Here is a 15255-nt window from a genome sequence, read left to right on the forward strand (position 1 = left end):
CGAGACCGGCAACGAGTCGATCCGCTTCATGCGCTCCAGTGCCGACGCCAGGACGCGGATCAAGAGCCGGGAACAGGCTCGCAAGGCGCCAGCACAGACCACCTAAGACACCGAGGGGGAAGCCGTTCCGGGCTACGCCCTCCACGGCTTCCCCCTCGATCAAACCGACCACCAGGAGATCACCGACCCAGGCCACGACCTACACTTATCCACCGCCGGACATCATCAGACCGGCTCCCATCCCTGGCTCACTATTGGGTCGGCACGGTGGCTCAGAATTGCATCGGCGCACACAGGATCTCCAAGCAGCCCCAGAAAGCAGGTTTCGGAGCCCGAAACTGCCTACCAATCGGCACCCGCACCTGCGGCATTGACGACGACCACGTATTGACAACGGCTACACGTTAGGTGACAATTCGTGTATCTTTTGTGTATGCGCAAATAGGGGAAACCAATGCGTGACGCCGCCATCAACCTGCGAGCCTTGCCTGAGCAGCGTGACCTCATCGATCACGCTGCCAGCCTGCTCGGCAAGAACCGTTCTGACTTCATGCTCGAAGCGGCCTGCGACCGTGCCCAGTCCGTAGTGCTGGATCAGGTCTTCTTCAGCCTGGACGCGGACAAGTTCAAGCAATTCACCGCGATGCTCGACGCCCCTCTCGGGCCCAACCCAGGGCTTGAACGCCTGATGGCTGTCAAGGCGCCCTGGAGCACTGGCGCGGCATGAGCTTGCTCTTGAGCGCACCGCAGCCACTCGAGGCCGCCCATCTCCTGGACGAATTCGCCTGCGGGGAAACCAGTCTCGATGAGTGGCTCAAGCGCCGGGCAATGGCCAACCAATTGAGCGGTGCCAGCCGCACTTTCGTCGTCGCAGATCAGAATGGCCGTGTCTATGGCTACTACGCGATGGCGGCCGGCGCGGTCTCGCACCAGACGGCCACGAGCGGCGTGCGACGAAACATGCCCGATCCCGTCCCGGTGATGGTGCTGGCCCGACTCGCCATTGACCATCGCGCCCAAGGCGTCAAGTTTGGAGCCGCACTGCTTCAAGACGCAGTCAGTCGGGCTGTGACCGTGTCACAGAATGCGGGCGTGCGAGCCTTGCTCGTCCACGCCCTGCACGAACGCGCAAAGCAGTTCTACGAGCACTACGGCTTTCAGGAATCGCCACAGCACCCGATGACGTTGATGCTGCGCTTGAACACCGCAAAGGCCTGAAAGGCTGGGCGTTGAGCATGAACATCCACCCAATCCGCACTGAGGCAGAGTACCGAGCCATTCTCCAGGAGGTCTCCGAGCTGGTGGATGCAGTGTGGATGGCCAGCTCACCTGCAACGGTGTCTACCAGATGCGCGACGGTGCGCTGAACGGCGTCGGTCTCGCGTTTTTGCCGGAAGACCTCGTTCGAGATGACATCGAGGCTGGGCGTCTTGTCTGGTTGCTGCCGGATTGGTCGCCGACCTTCGAGGGCCTTCACATCTACTACCCGACGCGACGTGAGTTTTCTCGCGCGCTGGCGGTCGTGGTGGACGCGCTCAGGTTGCCCCTCGATCCACTTGAACCCCAGTCCGAATAGCGGATACCCGTACGACACGTTCTTTGTTGTCGGTCGCTGCAGCTACAGCAATGTCGGTACACAACTGACCCCGCGAAAACCCGCGCCGATGCTGGAAGTGGGGTCGCGAACGCTCGCGAGGCAAACAGAGAAAAAGGCGAGGAGAGAGGTCGGGAGCAGGCCAAAACAGGCACTGACAGAGGACGGCGCTCGCGAGGCAACGTCTCGGAGCCGCGCCAACCGTGGCGTTCAGAGCAAAAAAATCCCAACCGATAAGGGTTGGGATTTTGGTAAATGGTGGAGCCGGGGGGAATTGAACCCCCGTCCGCAAACTATCCGTCGCAAGCTCTACATGCTTAGTGTCATCGTTTGGTTTTAACCCCCCAGGCGCGGATGCACACGCTCCCGGAAAGGCGATCCGCTGGATTTAGTGACGGCGCACGCGGCGCGCGCAATCACGAGCTGATGTGAATGACCTCGCAGGTGTTGCCACCCCGGCCCATCAGCGAACCGTTGCGAGGCCCGCAGCCCTTAGGCCGCGAGAGCGAAACTTTCGTCGTTCGCGTTTAACTTGTTTCCAGTGGATTTACGAGCGTACTGGTGCTCGGCATGCACTCCACAACTTCAACATTCACGTCGAAACCGGATCGGCCCCGTGAAGGGGCGATGATACGCGTTTTGCCCCTCGAACACCTATCTGGGGTCCCGCGCGCGGTCTTCAAGGGGCCCGGGGCTCAGCTGCGCCCGATGCCGTGGTACTGCAGGCCGGCGGCGCGCACGCTGGCCGGCTCCCACAGGTTGCGCCCGTCGAACACGACGCGCGCCTTGAGGCTGCGCGCCAGCTGCTCGAAATCGGGCGAGCGGAAGGCATGCCACTCGGTGACCACGACCAGCGCGTCCGCACCCTCCAGCGCGCCGGGCGCGTCGGCCACGAGTTCCAGGCCCTCGCGCTGGCCCCACAGCCGGCGTGCCGCGTCCATGGCCACGGGGTCGAAGGCGCGCACGCGCGCGCCGGCCCCCAGCAGCGCCTCGATGAGGTCGATGGCCGGCGCGTCGCGCATGTCGTCGGTGTTGGGCTTGAAGGCCAGGCCCCACACGGCGATGGTCTTGCCGCGCAGGCCCTCGGCGGCGAAATGGGCGGCGATCTTCTCGAACAGGCGCTGCTTCTGGCGCTGGTTCACCGAGTCCACGGCCTCGGTCAGCTCGGCGCGCAGCCCGGCTTCGCGCGCCATGAAGGCCAGCGCCTTGACGTCCTTGGGAAAGCAGGAGCCGCCATAGCCGGCACCCGCGTACAGGAAATGGCTGCCGATGCGCTGGTCCACGCCCATGCCCAGGCGCACCTGCTCGATGTCGGCGCCCACCGCCTCGGCCAGGCGAGCCACCTCGTTCATGAAGGAGATGCGCGTGGCCAGCATGGTGTTGGCGGCGTACTTGGTGAGTTCCGAGCTGGCCGGGTCCATCACCATGATCTTTTCATGGTTGCGGTTGAAGGGGCGATACAGCTCGCGCATCACGGCCACCGCGCGCTCGTCGCGGCTGCCCAGCACGATGCGGTCGCCGCGGGTGAAGTCGTCGATGGCCGAACCTTCCTTGAGGAATTCGGGGTTGCTGACCACGCGCACCCAGTGCTGCACGCCGCGGGCGGCCATTTCCTGGTCGATGATGCCCTGCACCATGGCCACCGTGCCCACCGGGGCGGTGGACTTCTGCACCACCACCAGCGGGCCGTCCACGCAGCGCCCGATCTCGGCCGCGGCGCCGCGCACCTGGCTCATGTCAGCCTGTCCGCTGGGCAGCGGGGGCGTCCCCACGGCGATGAAACACACCTGGGCGCCCGGCAGGCCCTGCGCCACGTCTTCCACGAAGCGCATGCGCGAGGCCTGCGCATTGCGCGCGACGAGTTCGCTCAGCCCCGGCTCGTAGAACGGCACCTGGGCCTTGCGCAGCGCGGCGATGCGTCGAGGATCCCGCTCCACGCACACGACGGTGTTGCCGACGTCGGCAAAACACGCTGCGGTGACCAGGCCGACGTAGCCGGCGCCGATGACAGTGACTCGCATGGGGCAGATCCTTGGGCTCGAATGAGGAAACAGACCGGTATTGTGCATGCTGGGCCGCCGCGCCGGCCTGCCCGCGGCCCGAGGCGGCTCGCCATGCCCTCCCGCGGGGCTTGACCCACGTCAAGCGGGTTTTCGCAGTGCAACATCCATAATGGCCCGGTGAGTGGGCCGCCGGCCCAGGGAGAGCCACATGAAGTCCCAGGCATCGACCCGCAAGCGCCCTCCGCGCGCGCGGAGCCAGGCAACGCCCGTGCAAGCCACGCCCGTGCAAGCCCTTCCTGCGCAACAAGCATCCGTGCCGGCAGCGCCCGTCCAGCTGCCGCCCCTGCCCGCCCCGCCGGGGCCGCCGCGGTCCGCGCCGCGGCCCGAACAGGGGGTGGCCGACCTGATCGACCGCGCCGCGCACGCGCTGCAGGCGCGGCGCACCTTCGGCCTGTCGCCCGCTTCGCTGGGCCTGGCGGCCGCGGACTGGTGGACCCACCTGCTGGCCTCGCCCGGCAAGCGCATGGAACTGTCGAGCGAGGCCGCGCGCATGGCGGCCTCGTACGGCAATTACCTGACGCAGGCGCTGGCGCACCACCGCGGCGAACCCGACCCAGCCTGCTGCGTGCAGGCCGAGGACCGCGACCGCCGCTTCGTGCATCCGGACTGGCAGCGCTTTCCCTTCAACCTGCTGCAACAGGCCTTCCTGCTGCAGCAGCAATGGTGGCAGCAGGCCACCACCGGGGTGCGCGGGGTATCGCGGCACCACGAGCAGGTGGTGTCCTTCGCGGCCCGCCAGATGCTCGACGCGCTGGCGCCCAACAACCTGCCGGCGACCAACCCGGAGGTGCTGGACCTGACGCTGCAAAGCGGCGGCGTGAACCTGCTCAAGGGTTTCAACATCTGGCGCGACGACCTGCAGCGCATGGTCTCCGGAGCCCCCCCGGCCGGCAGCGAGGATTTCGTGCCGGGGCGCCAGGTGGCGCTCACGCCGGGCAAGGTGGTGATGCGCAACCGCCTGGTGGAGTTGATCCAGTACGAGCCGTCCACCGCCGCGGTGCACCCGGAGCCGGTGCTGATCGTCCCGGCCTGGATCATGAAGTACTACATCCTCGACCTGTCGCCCCACAATTCGCTGGTGCGCTACCTGGTGGACCAGGGTCATACGGTGTTCATGATCTCCTGGCGCAATCCCACCGGAGAGGACCGCGACCTGGGCATGCACGACTACCTGGAACTCGGACCCCTGGCCGCGCTGGACGCGGTACAGCGCATCCGCCCGCACGCGCAGGTGCACGGCGCGGGTTACTGCCTGGGCGGCACGCTGCTGTCCCTCGCCGCGGCGGCGCTGGGCGCGCGCGGCGACCGGCGCCTGGCCACGCTGACCCTGCTGGCCTCCCAGGTGGACTTCTCGGAACCGGGCGAGCTGTCCCTGTTCATCGACGAGAGCCAGGTCAGTTTCCTGGAAGACATGATGTGGGCGCAGGGCTACCTGGACACCACGCAGATGGCCGGGGCCTTCCAGATGCTGCGCTCCTACGACCTGATCAGCTCGCGGGTCACCCGCGAATACCTGATGGGCCAGCGCCGGCCGCCGAACGACCTGATGGCCTGGAACGCCGACGCCACGCGCATGCCCTACCGCATGCACAGCGAATACCTGCGGGGCATGTACCTGAACAACGACCTGGCCGAGGGCCGCTGGCGTGTGGACGGCCAGGCGGTCAGCGTGGAGAACGCGCCCCAGCCCTGGTTCGTCGTGGGCACCGAGACCGACCACGTCGCGCCCTGGCGCTCGGTCTACAAGATCCACCTGCTGGCGCATTCGGACATCGACTTCGTGCTGACCAGCGGCGGCCACAACGCCGGGATCGTCAGCGAGCCCGGCCACGCGGGCCGGCATTACCGCTGGGCCCGGCGAGCAGCCGGCCAGCCCTACCTCGGCCCCGAGCACTGGCTGACCCAGGCCGACGCCGAACAGGGCTCGTGGTGGCCGCGCTGGTCGCACTGGCTGGCCGCGCACAGTTCGGCACCGGTGGCGCCGCCCCGCATGGGCCTGCCCGGCTCCTCGCCGCTCGGGGATGCCCCCGGCAGCTACGTCCTGCAACGTTGAACCCGACGATGACCGACTGGATCGAGAACCGGCCGCTGGCCGAACTCAGGCTGGGCGACAGCGCGAGCCTGTCGCGCACCTTCACGCGCGACGAAGTGCAGACCTTCGCGCTGGCCTCCGGCGACGTGAACCCCGCGCACGTGGACGCCGAGTTCGCGGCCGACGACGCCTTCCACGGCATCGTCGCCCACGGCATGTGGAGCGCCGCGCTGATCTCCAACGTGCTGGGCACCCAGCTGCCGGGGCCGGGCACCGTCTACCTGGGCCAGCAGTTGCGCTTCGCGCAACCGGTCCGCCTGGGCGACACCGTGCGCGTGACGGTCACGCTGACGGCGCTGGATGCGCTGCCCGACGGGCGCCCGCGCGCCACCCTGCGTTGCTCCGTGGTCAACCAGCGCAACGAGACGGTGGTGGAAGGCGAGGCGCAGGTGCTGGTGCCCCAGGCCAAGGTGCGCCGGGCCCGCGTGGCCCTGCCCCGGCTGGAACTGCGCGACCCAGGCGCCAAGCTGCGCGCGCTGGTGGAGCAGGCGCGCGCGCTGCACGCCCGGCCGTTGCGCACGGCGGTGGTGCACGCGGTCGACGCGGTGTCGCTGGGCGGCGCGGTGGACGCCGCGCGCGCCGGCCTGATCGAGCCGGTGTTCGTGGGGCCGCAGGCGCGCCTGCAGGCGGCGGCGCAGGCCGCGTGCATCGACCTGTCGGGCTACGCCGTGGAGCCCACCGAGCACAGCCACGCGGCGGCGGCGCGCGCGGTGGCCCTCGCGCGCGAAGGGCGCGTGCAGGCCTTGATGAAGGGCTCGCTGCACAGCGACGAACTTCTGCACGCGGTGGTCGACGCGCAGACCGGGTTGCGCACGCAGCGCCGCATCAGCCACGTGTTCGTGGTGGACGTGGTCGGCCTGGATCGCCTGCAACTGCTCACAGACGCCGCGGTGAACGTGACGCCGGACCTGCTGGCCAAGCGCGACATCGTGCAGAACGCCATCGGGCTGGCGCAGGCGCTGGGCCTGCCCGAGCCGAAGGTGGCCATCCTGTCGGCGGTGGAGACGGTGACCCCGAAACTCCCCTCCACGCTGGACGCCGCGGCGCTGTGCAAGATGGCCGAGCGCGGCCAGATCACCGGCGGCGTGCTCGACGGGCCGCTGGGCTTCGACAACGCGGTGTCGCTGCGCGCCGCGCAGACCAAGGGCATCGTCTCGGCGGTGGCCGGGCGGGCCGACGTGCTGGTGGCGCCGGACCTGGAGGCGGCCAACATGCTGGCCAAGCAGCTGGAGTACCTGGCCGACGCCAAGGTGGCCGGGATCGTGCTGGGCGCGCGCGTGCCGGTGATCCTGACCAGCCGCGCCGACCTGCCCGACGCGCGCATGGCCTCGTGCGCGCTCGCGGTGCTGCTGGCGGCGCGAATCCAGGCCGGAGCGTAAAGCCATGGAGACCCACCTGCTGAGCCTGAACGCCGGCTCCTCCAGCCTGAAATTCGCCGTGTTCGAGCCCGCGGCCGGCTGGAGCCCGGAGCGTCTGCCGACCGCGCTGCTGCGCGGGGAGATCGACCGGCGCGACGACCACGCGCTGCTGCGCTATGCCGCCGCCGGCGAGGCGCAGCGGAACATCGAGCCGCCGGCGCTGCGCGGCGACATCGGCGCGGAGACGGCCTGGCTGATCGGCTGGCTGCAGCGCGAGCTCGGCCTGGCCGCGCCGGGCATCGTGGCCCACCGCATCGTGCACGGCGGGCTCAAGCACACGCGGGCGGTGCGCATCGACGCGCGCGTGGAAACCGAACTGCGGCGCCTGAGCTCGCTGGCGCCGCTGCACCAGGGTCCGGGCCTGCAGGGCGTGCGCGCCGCGCGCCAGGCGCTGCCCGGGGCCGTGCAGGTGGCCTGCTTCGACACCGCCTTCCACGCCGGACACGAGGACAGCGAACGGCGCTACGCGGTGCCGCGGCGCTGGCACGAGCGCGGCTACCAGCGCTACGGCTTCCACGGTCTGTCCTTCGACGCCATCAGCCGGCGCCTGCCGGCGCTGCTAGGGCACCGCGCCGAGGGCTGCGTGGTGACGGCCCACCTGGGCAGCGGGGCCAGCGTGTGCGGCATGCGCGCCCTGCGCAGCGTGAGCACCTCGATGGGTTTCACCGCGCTGGACGGCCTGGTCATGTCCACCCGCTGCGGCTCGCTCGACCCTGGGCTGCTGTTGCGCTGGATGGAGCACGACAAGCTGAGCGCGAAGCAGATCTCCGACATGCTCTACCACGAGAGCGGTCTGCTGGGGGTGTCGGAGAGCAGCGGTGACATGCGCGAACTGCTGGCCAGCAGCGACCCGCGCGCGCGCCAGGCGGTGGACCTGTTCGTGGCCTCGGTGGTGCGACACGTGGGCGCCACGGCGGCAGCCATCGGCGGCCTGGACGCCCTGGTCTTCACCGGGGGCATCGGCACCCACCAGGCGCCGGTGCGCGCCGCCGTGGCGCAACGCCTGGGCTGGATGGGGGTGGAACTGGACGAGGCGGCCAACACGGCCGGCGCGCTGCTGGTCTCGGGCTGCGGCAGCCGCGTGACGGTGCTGGCGCTGCCCACCGACGAGGAAGCGGTGATGGCGCTGCAGGCGATCGAGGCCTGCGCCGGCACGCAGCCCGCCACGCCCCGGGAAAGCGCCGCGGAGAACGTGCTCGCACAGGGGAGAGGCTAGGTATTAACCCTGATCAAACAGGGGCTTCCAGCAAGGCGTGCAAAAACTTGGGGTTTACCCTATGATGCATTGCGTCAACCAAGGACAATGCCATCATGAACATCAGCCTCGCTCCCCTGTTTCCCCGCAGCCCCGTGCGCGCGCCCGCGATGGCGCGCCAGGATTGGGTGGGCTCGCTGCGCCAGGCCCTGGCCCAGCGCCGCCAGCGCCGCGACATCCGCCTCGTGCTGGAGCGCTCGGAGCGTTACGCCGCGGCCCAGCCCGGCTTCGCCGCCGACCTGCGCGCCGCCGCGCTGCGTCAGCTCTGAAGCTCCGCGCGCCGGAGTTCAGATCGCCTCGAACTCCAGGCGCATGCGGTGCAGGTAGGGGTGCTGCGCGTCGTGCCAGACGGCACGCCCCAGCGCCGGCCCGTTGGGCCACGCCTCGGTTTCCAGGCACAGCCCCGCTCCGGGGCGGTGTTCCACGCCCAGCGGGGCCGCCGTGGGGGCAAGGCCCCCGCCGGCGTACAAGTGCAACAGCGGCTGGTCGCTGAGCAGGCGTAGCGCCAGGCCCCCGGCCTGCAGCCGCGCCACCTCGCGCAGGTCGCCGGCGGGCGTGTCGAGCAGCATCGCCGAGTCGAGTTCGGGCACCCGCGTCGCGGGAATGGGCCCGGGGCGGCGCCAGTCGCGCCAGCTTTCCTGCACCGGCAGGGGCTCGCCGGGCAATTCGCGCGCATCCACCGGCAGGTAGTTCGACGCGTGCACCTGCAACAGGTGGCCGCGCAGGTCCGGGGTGGCGTCCAGGTTCCAGTAGCTGTGCTGCACCAGGTTGATCGGACAGGCGGCGCCGGTGCGCGCGCTGGCGGTCCACTCCAGCGCGAAATCCTCCAGCCTGTACTCCACCTCGGCGTCGCAGGCGCCGGGGAAGCCCTGGTCGCCGTCCGGCGAGTGCAGGCGCAATCGAAGCCCGCTCGCGTCGACGCTCTCCAGATTCCAGTCACGCACCCCGAAACCCGCGCGTCCGCCATGCAGGCAATGACCCAGCGCATGGTTGACGTCGAGCTGCCAGCGCCGGCCGTCGCGCTCCAGCACGGCGTCGGCGATGCGGTTGGCGTAGCGCCCGCACACCGCCCCCAGGGCCATGGTGTCCTCGCGGTAGGCCCGCGGCGCCGCGAATCCCAGGCTCAGCGGCCGCGGCCCCCCGGGCGCGCCCAGCCACCACAGCTGCATGAGCCGCGCGCCGTAGGGAATCACCCAGGCGGCGAACTCGCGGCTGCGCAGTTCGAGCACCCCTTCGGGGACGCGGGGCAAGGCCTTCATGAAGCGGCTCCGAGATCACGGCGCTCGAGCACCTGCTCGAGCAGCTCCAGGTCGACGCGCTCGAGATGGTCGAGCTGCGCATGCACCAGCTCGCGCACCGGCGCGTCCAGCCCGTCGGCGGCGGGCACGGCCACCACGCCCAGCCCGGCCGCGCTGAGCGCGCGCACCCCGTTGCTGGAGTCTTCCACGCCCACGGCGTGGCGCGGCGCCACGCCCAGGCGGCGCAGCGCGAGCTCGTAGAGGTCCGGCGCGGGCTTGCCGCGCGCCACGTCGTCGGCGCAGCACACCACGTCGAAGGCCTGCTCGAATCCGCTCAGGCGCAGCGCGAGCGAGGCCATGCGCCGCTTCGAGCCGGTGGCCAGAGCCAGCGGAAGCCGCCCGGCCATGCGGCGCAGCAGCTCCGCCGCGCCCGGCATGGGGCGAAGCTGCGCGGGGTAGGCCTCGGCGACGCGCTGCTCCACCTCGCGCTCGATGTCGGCAAGCTCCAGCGTGCCGCCCAGACGCTCGCGCAGGCGCGACAGCCACAGCAGCGAATCCCCGCCGAGCACCGCGCGCCGGTCGGCCTCGCTCCAATCCACGCCGTGCGCGGCCGCGTAGGCGCTGCGCACGCCGTGCCAGATGGGCTCGGAATCGACCAGCAGGCCGTCCAGATCGAACACCAGTGCGCGCGCCCGGCGCGCCGAGGCCGGCTGGCTCACGGGGTCTCGAAGCGCCCGGAGGATTCGCTGCGGCGCAGGGCGTCGAGCACCCGCATGCGAGCCAGGGCCTGTTCCAGACAGGCCGCGCCGGGCGGGCCGCCGCGGATCTGGCGCACGAAGGCCTCGGCCTGCAGGCCGTACTGGTCCACCGCCGGCAGCTCGATGCGCCGCGGCTGCGCGTCCTGGGCGGCCCCCTGCACTTCGAGCACGCAGGGCACGTCGGGCAAGGCGTTGAAGGGCAGCGGCATGTGCAGGCTGCCGCGGCTGCCCACGAGTTGCAGGCTCTGGCGCCGCGCCGATTGCGTGGACACGGCGAAGGCCAGGCTGCGCCCGGCGCCGAAGTCCAGCAGGCCGGCGGCGTGGCGGTCGGTGCCGAAGGCCGGGTCGCGATCGAAACTGGCGATCACGCGCCGGGGTTGGGCGCCGAAGCACCATTCGCCGGCGAACACGGCGTAGCAACCGATGTCGTACAGGGCCCCGCCGCCGCTTCGCGCCTGGTTGCGGATGTTGCCGGGGTCGTCGTTGAAGTAGGAAAACTGCACCTGCGCGTTCAGCGGCTCGCCGATCTCGCCGGCGGCCGCCAGTTCGCGCAAGGCCACCCACTGGGGGTGGAACTCCACCATGAAGGCCTCGCGCAGGTGCACGTGGCCGCAGACCTCGCGCAGCGCCTCCAGCTCGGCGGCGTCCAGCGACATGGGCTTCTCGCACAGCACGTGCTTGCCGGCACGCGCGGCGGCCAGGGTCCAGGGCACGTGCAGGTCGTTGGGCAGCGGGTTGTAGATCACGTCCACGCCGGGGTCGGCCAGCAGTTCCTCGTAGCTGCCCCAGGCGCGCGCGATGCCGAACTCGGCGGCCATGTCGCGCGCGGCCTGTGCCTGGCGCGAGGCCACCGCCACCACCTCCACGCCTTCGGCGCGCAGCATCGCCGGCAGCACCTTGCGGCGCGCGATGTCGGCGGTGGAGAGGATGCCCCAGCGCAGCGGCGCGTGCTCTCGGCTCATGCCCGCGGCTCCACCGGCAGCGCGCCCAGCACCTCGACCACGAGTTCGTGGTCCTGCAGCTGCGGCAGCCCGGAGACGCCCACGCAGCCCCAGACCGTTCCGGTGGGGTCGCGCAGCGGCAGGCAGCCTCCGTGCGAGGCGTAGTCGCGCGGCGGCAGCCCCATCTTGTCGGCCAGCGATGTCTGCTCCAGGGCCATCTGCAGGCCCACCGCATAGGAGCTGCGCCCGAGCAGTTCCACCGTGTTGCGCTTGCGGCGCACCCAGTCGGTGTTCGACGGGTTGGTGCCGGGCATGGCGTGCAGGAACACGGTATGCCCGCTCAGGCGCACTTCGATGCTCAGGCTGGCCGAGCGCGCCAACGCCGCCTCGCGCAGCGCCACGCCCAGCTCCCAGGCCCGTTGGGCTCCGAAGGGGGCGCGGGCCAGCGCCGCTTCCTGCGCGCGCACGCGCTCGATTTCCGCTTGCAGATCCATGGGGGGTTCAGCGCGCCCGTGGCGCGTCCAGCCAGTGCAGCACCTCGTAGCAGGCGCCCATCGTGTGGTAGTCGGTCTTCCCGGCGGGACTCTTGAACTCGTCCAGCGCTTCCCAGGCCGGCCCGCGGATGCGGAACCAGGCGCCGTAGCGATGGTCGACCAGGTGCTGCCACGACACCTGCCAGATGCGCTCGTACCAGTCCCAGTAGGCATTGTCGCCGGTGCGCACGGCCAGCGCCGCGGCTGCCGCGAAACTCTCGGCGTGGACCCAGAAGTACTTGTCCGCGTCGCAGACCTGGCCGTCCGGGCCGAAGCCGTAGACCAGGCCGCCGTGCGCCTGGTCCCAGCCGCGCTGCATGGCGGTGTCGAACAGGTGCCGCGCGCGCTGCAGCAGGCCGGGGTCGCGCCGCGGCTTGGGCAGGCGCTGCTCCAGCATGAGCAGCAGCTTGGCCCACTCGCTCAGGTGCCCGGTCTGGTAGCCCCAGGGCCGGAAGATGTTGCTGCGGTCGCCGCGGTTGTAGTCCCAGTCGGGCGACCAGCCCGCGTCGTAGTGCTCCCAGACCAGTCCGCCGGCGCGCTGGGCCAGGCCCTGGGTCACCGAGTCGGCGAGCAGCTCGGCGCGATCCAGGTACTGCGCCTCGCCGGTGGCGTCGAAGGCCGCCAGCATGGCCTCGCAGGCGTGCATGTTGGCGTTCTGTCCCCGGTAGGAGCCCACGCGCCATTGCGCATCGGCCTCGTCGGCGTACAGGCCGTGGCGCGGCTCCCACAGGTGCTGCTCCATGAGATCGAAGCTCTCGCGCAGCCAGTGCGCGGCCTCCTCGATGCCGCTGCGCAGCGCGTGCGCGTAGGCCAGCAGCACAAAGGCCAGGCCGTAGGCGTGGTTGGTGGAGTCGGTGACGTTCGCGTGCTCGCCGTCCCAGTCCAGGGTCCAGGCGTAGCCGCCCTCGGGCCTGGCGTGGGCCTGGCGCAGGAAGCGCACGCCGTGCGCCACCGCGTCGAGGTGCGCGGCGCCGCCGAAATGGCGCAAGGCCATCGCGTGGTTGAACACGAAACGGGTGCTGCTGACCAGATGCCGGCTGCGCCGGTCGTACACGCTGCCGTCGTCCTTGAAATACTGGAAAAAGCCGCCGCTGGGGTCGATTTCCTGCGGGGCGTAGAAGGCCAGGCTCTGCTGCACGTGCGCGCGCAGGAACTCCGGCGAACGGAAGGCCGGCAGCGGCTGCACGACGCGGGCGGCGGCGCGGTTCGCTTGAGGGTCGATGGACATCGCGGACAAGACGGGGTTCACAACTCCGCGCGCCGCCCCAGGCGCGCCGATTCCAGGGCACCGAGCGCCACCCGCAAGGAAGCCAGGCCGTCGGCACCGCTGCTCAGCGGCGCGCCGCGCCCGGCGCAGGCCTCGGTGAAGGCACGCAGGGTGGTCTCGTACAGGTTGGCCGGGGGCACTTCGATCAGGTGCTCGCCGGCTTCGTCGCGCAGCACCAGGCGCGTGGCGCCGGACTGCGACAGCGCGCCCACGGCATACACGTTGGCGCGGGTGCCGAACAGGTGCAGGCGGCTCTGCGCATGCGCGGCGACGAAGGACTCGTGGCATTGCGCGAGCACGCCGCCGTCGAATTCGAGCACGCTCATCGCGTTGTCCTCGAGCCCGGCGCGGGCCATGCCGGCGCTGGTGGCGAGGCTGATCACGCCGCGGGGCTCGCGCTGCAGCACGAAGCGCAGGATGTCGGCGTCGTGCACCAGGATGTCCAGCAGCACCCCGCCGCCGGCTTCCGGGCGGTCCAGGCGCCAGCCCTGCAGGTGGCGCGGCAGGTACACGGCATGCGAGACCTGCGCCGAGTGCACTTCGCCGAGTTCGCCCGAGGCCACCAGTTCGCGCAGGCGCTGGTTGGCCGGGCTGGCGCGCAGGTGGTGGTTGGTGGCCAGCACCCGGCCGGCCCGTTCGGCGCAGCGCACCATCTCGCGCGCGTCCCCGGCCGTCATGGCCAGGGGCTTCTCGCACAGCACGTGGCAGCCGTGGCGCAGCGCGGCCAGCGCCTGCTGTGCGTGCAGCTGGTTGGTCGAGCTGATGTAGACGGCGTCGAAACCGCCCTGCTCCAGCCAGCCCTGCAGATCGCTGCCGGCCAGCGCCAGGCCGTGGCGCTGGGCGAACTCTCGCGCACGCGCCTCGCTGCCGGAGCAGATGCCCGCCGGCTCGGCGCCGTCGAGCTTGCGCAGCGATTCGATCACCCGGCCGGCGATGTCGCTGGCCCCGACGAAGCCCCAACGCATGGCCGCACTCATCCGATGCGCTGCTCGGTCTTGGGATCGAAGAACACGATCTTGGACAGGTCGACCAGCAGCCGCGCCTTGTGGCCGGCCTGCAGGGACAGGTCGGGTTCCAGGCGCGCGGTCAGTTCCTGGCCGCCCAGGCTGAACACCGCCAGCGTGTCCGCGCCGGTGGGCTCGACCACCTCGATGGAGACGTCCAGGATGCGCTCCAGCGGGCCCGGCTGCACGCCGTCGTGGGCCAAGCCGATGGCCTCGGCGCGCAGCCCGACGATGAGCTCGCCGCCAGCGCGCTCGGCCAGCGCCCCGTGCTGCTCCGGCAGGTGCAGCACGGCCTGGTTGGCGCCGTCGGCGCCGTAGACCACGCGCAGGCCGCCGTCGGCCTGTTCCACGCGGGCCCGCGTGAGGTTCATGCGCGGCGAACCCATGAAGCCGGCCACGAAGGTGTTGGCGGGCTGGTTGTACACCTCGTGCGGGGTGCCCACCTGCTGCACCACGCCGTCCTTCATCACGGCGATGCGCGTGGCCAGGGTCATGGCCTCGATCTGGTCGTGGGTCACGTACACGATGGTGGCGCGCAGGCGCTGGTGCAGCTTCTTGATCTCGGTGCGCATGTCCAGGCGCAGCTGCGCGTCCAGGTTGGACAGCGGCTCGTCGAACAGGTACAGCTGGGGCTCGCGCGCCAGCGCGCGTCCGATGGCCACGCGCTGCCGCTGGCCGCCCGAGAGCTGGCGCGGCTTGCGCGCCAGCAGGTGCTCGATCTGCAGCATCGAGGCCACGTGCTTGACCCGGCGCTCGCGCTCGCTCTTGTCCACCTTGCGCATGAGCAGCGGGAACTCGATGTTCTTCTCCACCGTCATGTTCGGGTACAGCGCGTAGGACTGGAACACCATGGAGATGTTGCGGTCCGCCGGCGGCAGGTTGGTGATGTCGCGCCCGGCCAGCACGACGTTGCCGCCGGTGGGCTCCTCGAGCCCGGCGATCATGTTCATCAGCGTGCTCTTGCCGCAGCCCGAGGGCCCGACCAGCACGAGGAACTCTCCGTCCGCCATGTCGATGGAAACGTCGTGCAGCACCTTGACGTTGCCGAAGCTCTTGCGGACGTTCTGGAGTTGAAGCGTGGCCATGATTTGG

General features: G+C 70.5%; 14 protein-coding genes, 1 other RNA gene and 1 pseudogene. 7 read left to right on the plus strand and 9 right to left on the minus strand.

Annotation, left to right across the window (positions count from 1 at the left end):
- Positions 1–454: 454 nt before the first annotated feature.
- From D466_RS0116035 to D466_RS0116045, 3 genes and pseudogenes are all read left to right on the plus strand, one after another.
- Complete coding sequence (locus D466_RS0116035) at positions 455–727, plus strand: DUF1778 domain-containing protein (RefSeq protein ID WP_018914724.1); 273 nt, start codon at positions 455–457, stop codon at positions 725–727.
- Positions 724–1218, plus strand: coding sequence for a GNAT family N-acetyltransferase (locus tag D466_RS0116040; protein ID WP_018914725.1), 495 nt, complete (start codon positions 724–726; stop codon positions 1216–1218). Before D466_RS0116035 ends, D466_RS0116040 begins: the two co-directional genes overlap by 4 nt.
- Positions 1219–1303: 85 nt before the next feature.
- A pseudogene (locus tag D466_RS0116045) lies at positions 1304–1576 on the plus strand (LysR substrate-binding domain-containing protein); the annotation flags it as partial.
- Positions 1577–1850: 274 nt separating this feature from the next.
- Here D466_RS0116045 and ssrA read toward each other — a convergent pair.
- Both ssrA and D466_RS0116050 read right to left on the minus strand, forming a co-directional pair.
- Positions 1851–2210: a transfer-messenger RNA gene (gene ssrA / locus D466_RS23490) on the minus strand.
- A 79-nt stretch (positions 2211–2289) separates the two neighbouring features.
- On the minus strand, positions 2290–3615 hold the full coding sequence (locus D466_RS0116050; RefSeq protein WP_018914727.1) for a UDP-glucose/GDP-mannose dehydrogenase family protein: 1326 nt from the start codon (positions 3613–3615) through the stop codon (positions 2290–2292).
- 376 nt (positions 3616–3991) lie between these two features.
- On the opposite strand from D466_RS0116050, the gene D466_RS0116055 reads away from it, so the two are divergent.
- The 4 genes from D466_RS0116055 to D466_RS0116070 all read left to right on the plus strand — a co-directional run bounded on the left by D466_RS0116055 (position 3992) and on the right by D466_RS0116070 (position 8691).
- Positions 3992–5710: an alpha/beta hydrolase gene (locus D466_RS0116055; protein ID WP_018914728.1), complete on the plus strand. Its 1719-nt coding sequence runs from the start codon at positions 3992–3994 to the stop codon at positions 5708–5710.
- Between the two features lie 8 nt (positions 5711–5718).
- Entirely contained in the window at positions 5719–7128 is a 1410-nt protein-coding gene (locus tag D466_RS0116060) for a bifunctional enoyl-CoA hydratase/phosphate acetyltransferase (RefSeq protein ID WP_018914729.1), read from the plus strand.
- A gap of 4 nt (positions 7129–7132) precedes the next feature.
- Positions 7133–8383: an acetate/propionate family kinase gene (locus D466_RS0116065; protein WP_018914730.1), complete on the plus strand. Its 1251-nt coding sequence runs from the start codon at positions 7133–7135 to the stop codon at positions 8381–8383.
- A 95-nt stretch (positions 8384–8478) separates the two neighbouring features.
- Positions 8479–8691: a hypothetical protein gene (locus D466_RS0116070; protein ID WP_018914731.1), complete on the plus strand. Its 213-nt coding sequence runs from the start codon at positions 8479–8481 to the stop codon at positions 8689–8691.
- Positions 8692–8709: 18 nt separating this feature from the next.
- Here the strand turns inward: D466_RS0116070 and D466_RS22045 are convergent, their stop codons facing one another.
- From D466_RS22045 to D466_RS0116105, 7 genes are read right to left on the minus strand one after another with little or no spacing between them, the layout of a single operon-like run.
- Positions 8710–9681 (minus strand): aldose epimerase family protein, encoded by a 972-nt coding sequence (locus D466_RS22045; protein WP_018914732.1) that lies wholly within the window; start codon positions 9679–9681, stop codon positions 8710–8712.
- Positions 9678–10379 (minus strand): HAD family phosphatase, encoded by a 702-nt coding sequence (locus tag D466_RS22050; RefSeq protein WP_018914733.1) that lies wholly within the window; start codon positions 10377–10379, stop codon positions 9678–9680. The genes D466_RS22045 and D466_RS22050 overlap by 4 nt, the downstream gene beginning before the upstream one ends.
- Positions 10376–11380 carry a Gfo/Idh/MocA family protein gene (locus D466_RS0116085; protein WP_018914734.1) on the minus strand — a complete coding sequence of 335 codons (1005 nt, stop codon included), beginning with the start codon at positions 11378–11380 and terminating at the stop codon, positions 10376–10378. Before D466_RS0116085 ends, D466_RS22050 begins: the two co-directional genes overlap by 4 nt.
- Positions 11377–11853, minus strand: coding sequence for a heme-degrading domain-containing protein (locus D466_RS0116090; RefSeq protein WP_018914735.1), 477 nt, complete (start codon positions 11851–11853; stop codon positions 11377–11379). The genes D466_RS0116085 and D466_RS0116090 overlap by 4 nt, the downstream gene beginning before the upstream one ends.
- A 7-nt stretch (positions 11854–11860) precedes the next feature.
- Positions 11861–13120, minus strand: coding sequence for an AGE family epimerase/isomerase (locus D466_RS0116095; RefSeq protein ID WP_018914736.1), 1260 nt, complete (start codon positions 13118–13120; stop codon positions 11861–11863).
- Between the two features lie 17 nt (positions 13121–13137).
- Complete coding sequence (locus D466_RS0116100; protein WP_018914737.1) at positions 13138–14124, minus strand: Gfo/Idh/MocA family protein; 987 nt, start codon at positions 14122–14124, stop codon at positions 13138–13140.
- An 8-nt stretch (positions 14125–14132) separates the two neighbouring features.
- Positions 14133–15248, minus strand: coding sequence for an ABC transporter ATP-binding protein (locus tag D466_RS0116105; protein WP_018914738.1), 1116 nt, complete (start codon positions 15246–15248; stop codon positions 14133–14135).
- Positions 15249–15255 lie beyond the last annotated feature (7 nt).

This window comes from Thiomonas sp. FB-6 (assembly GCF_000377645.1).
In the GTDB taxonomy this organism is placed as follows: domain Bacteria; phylum Pseudomonadota; class Gammaproteobacteria; order Burkholderiales; family Burkholderiaceae_C; genus Thiomonas_A.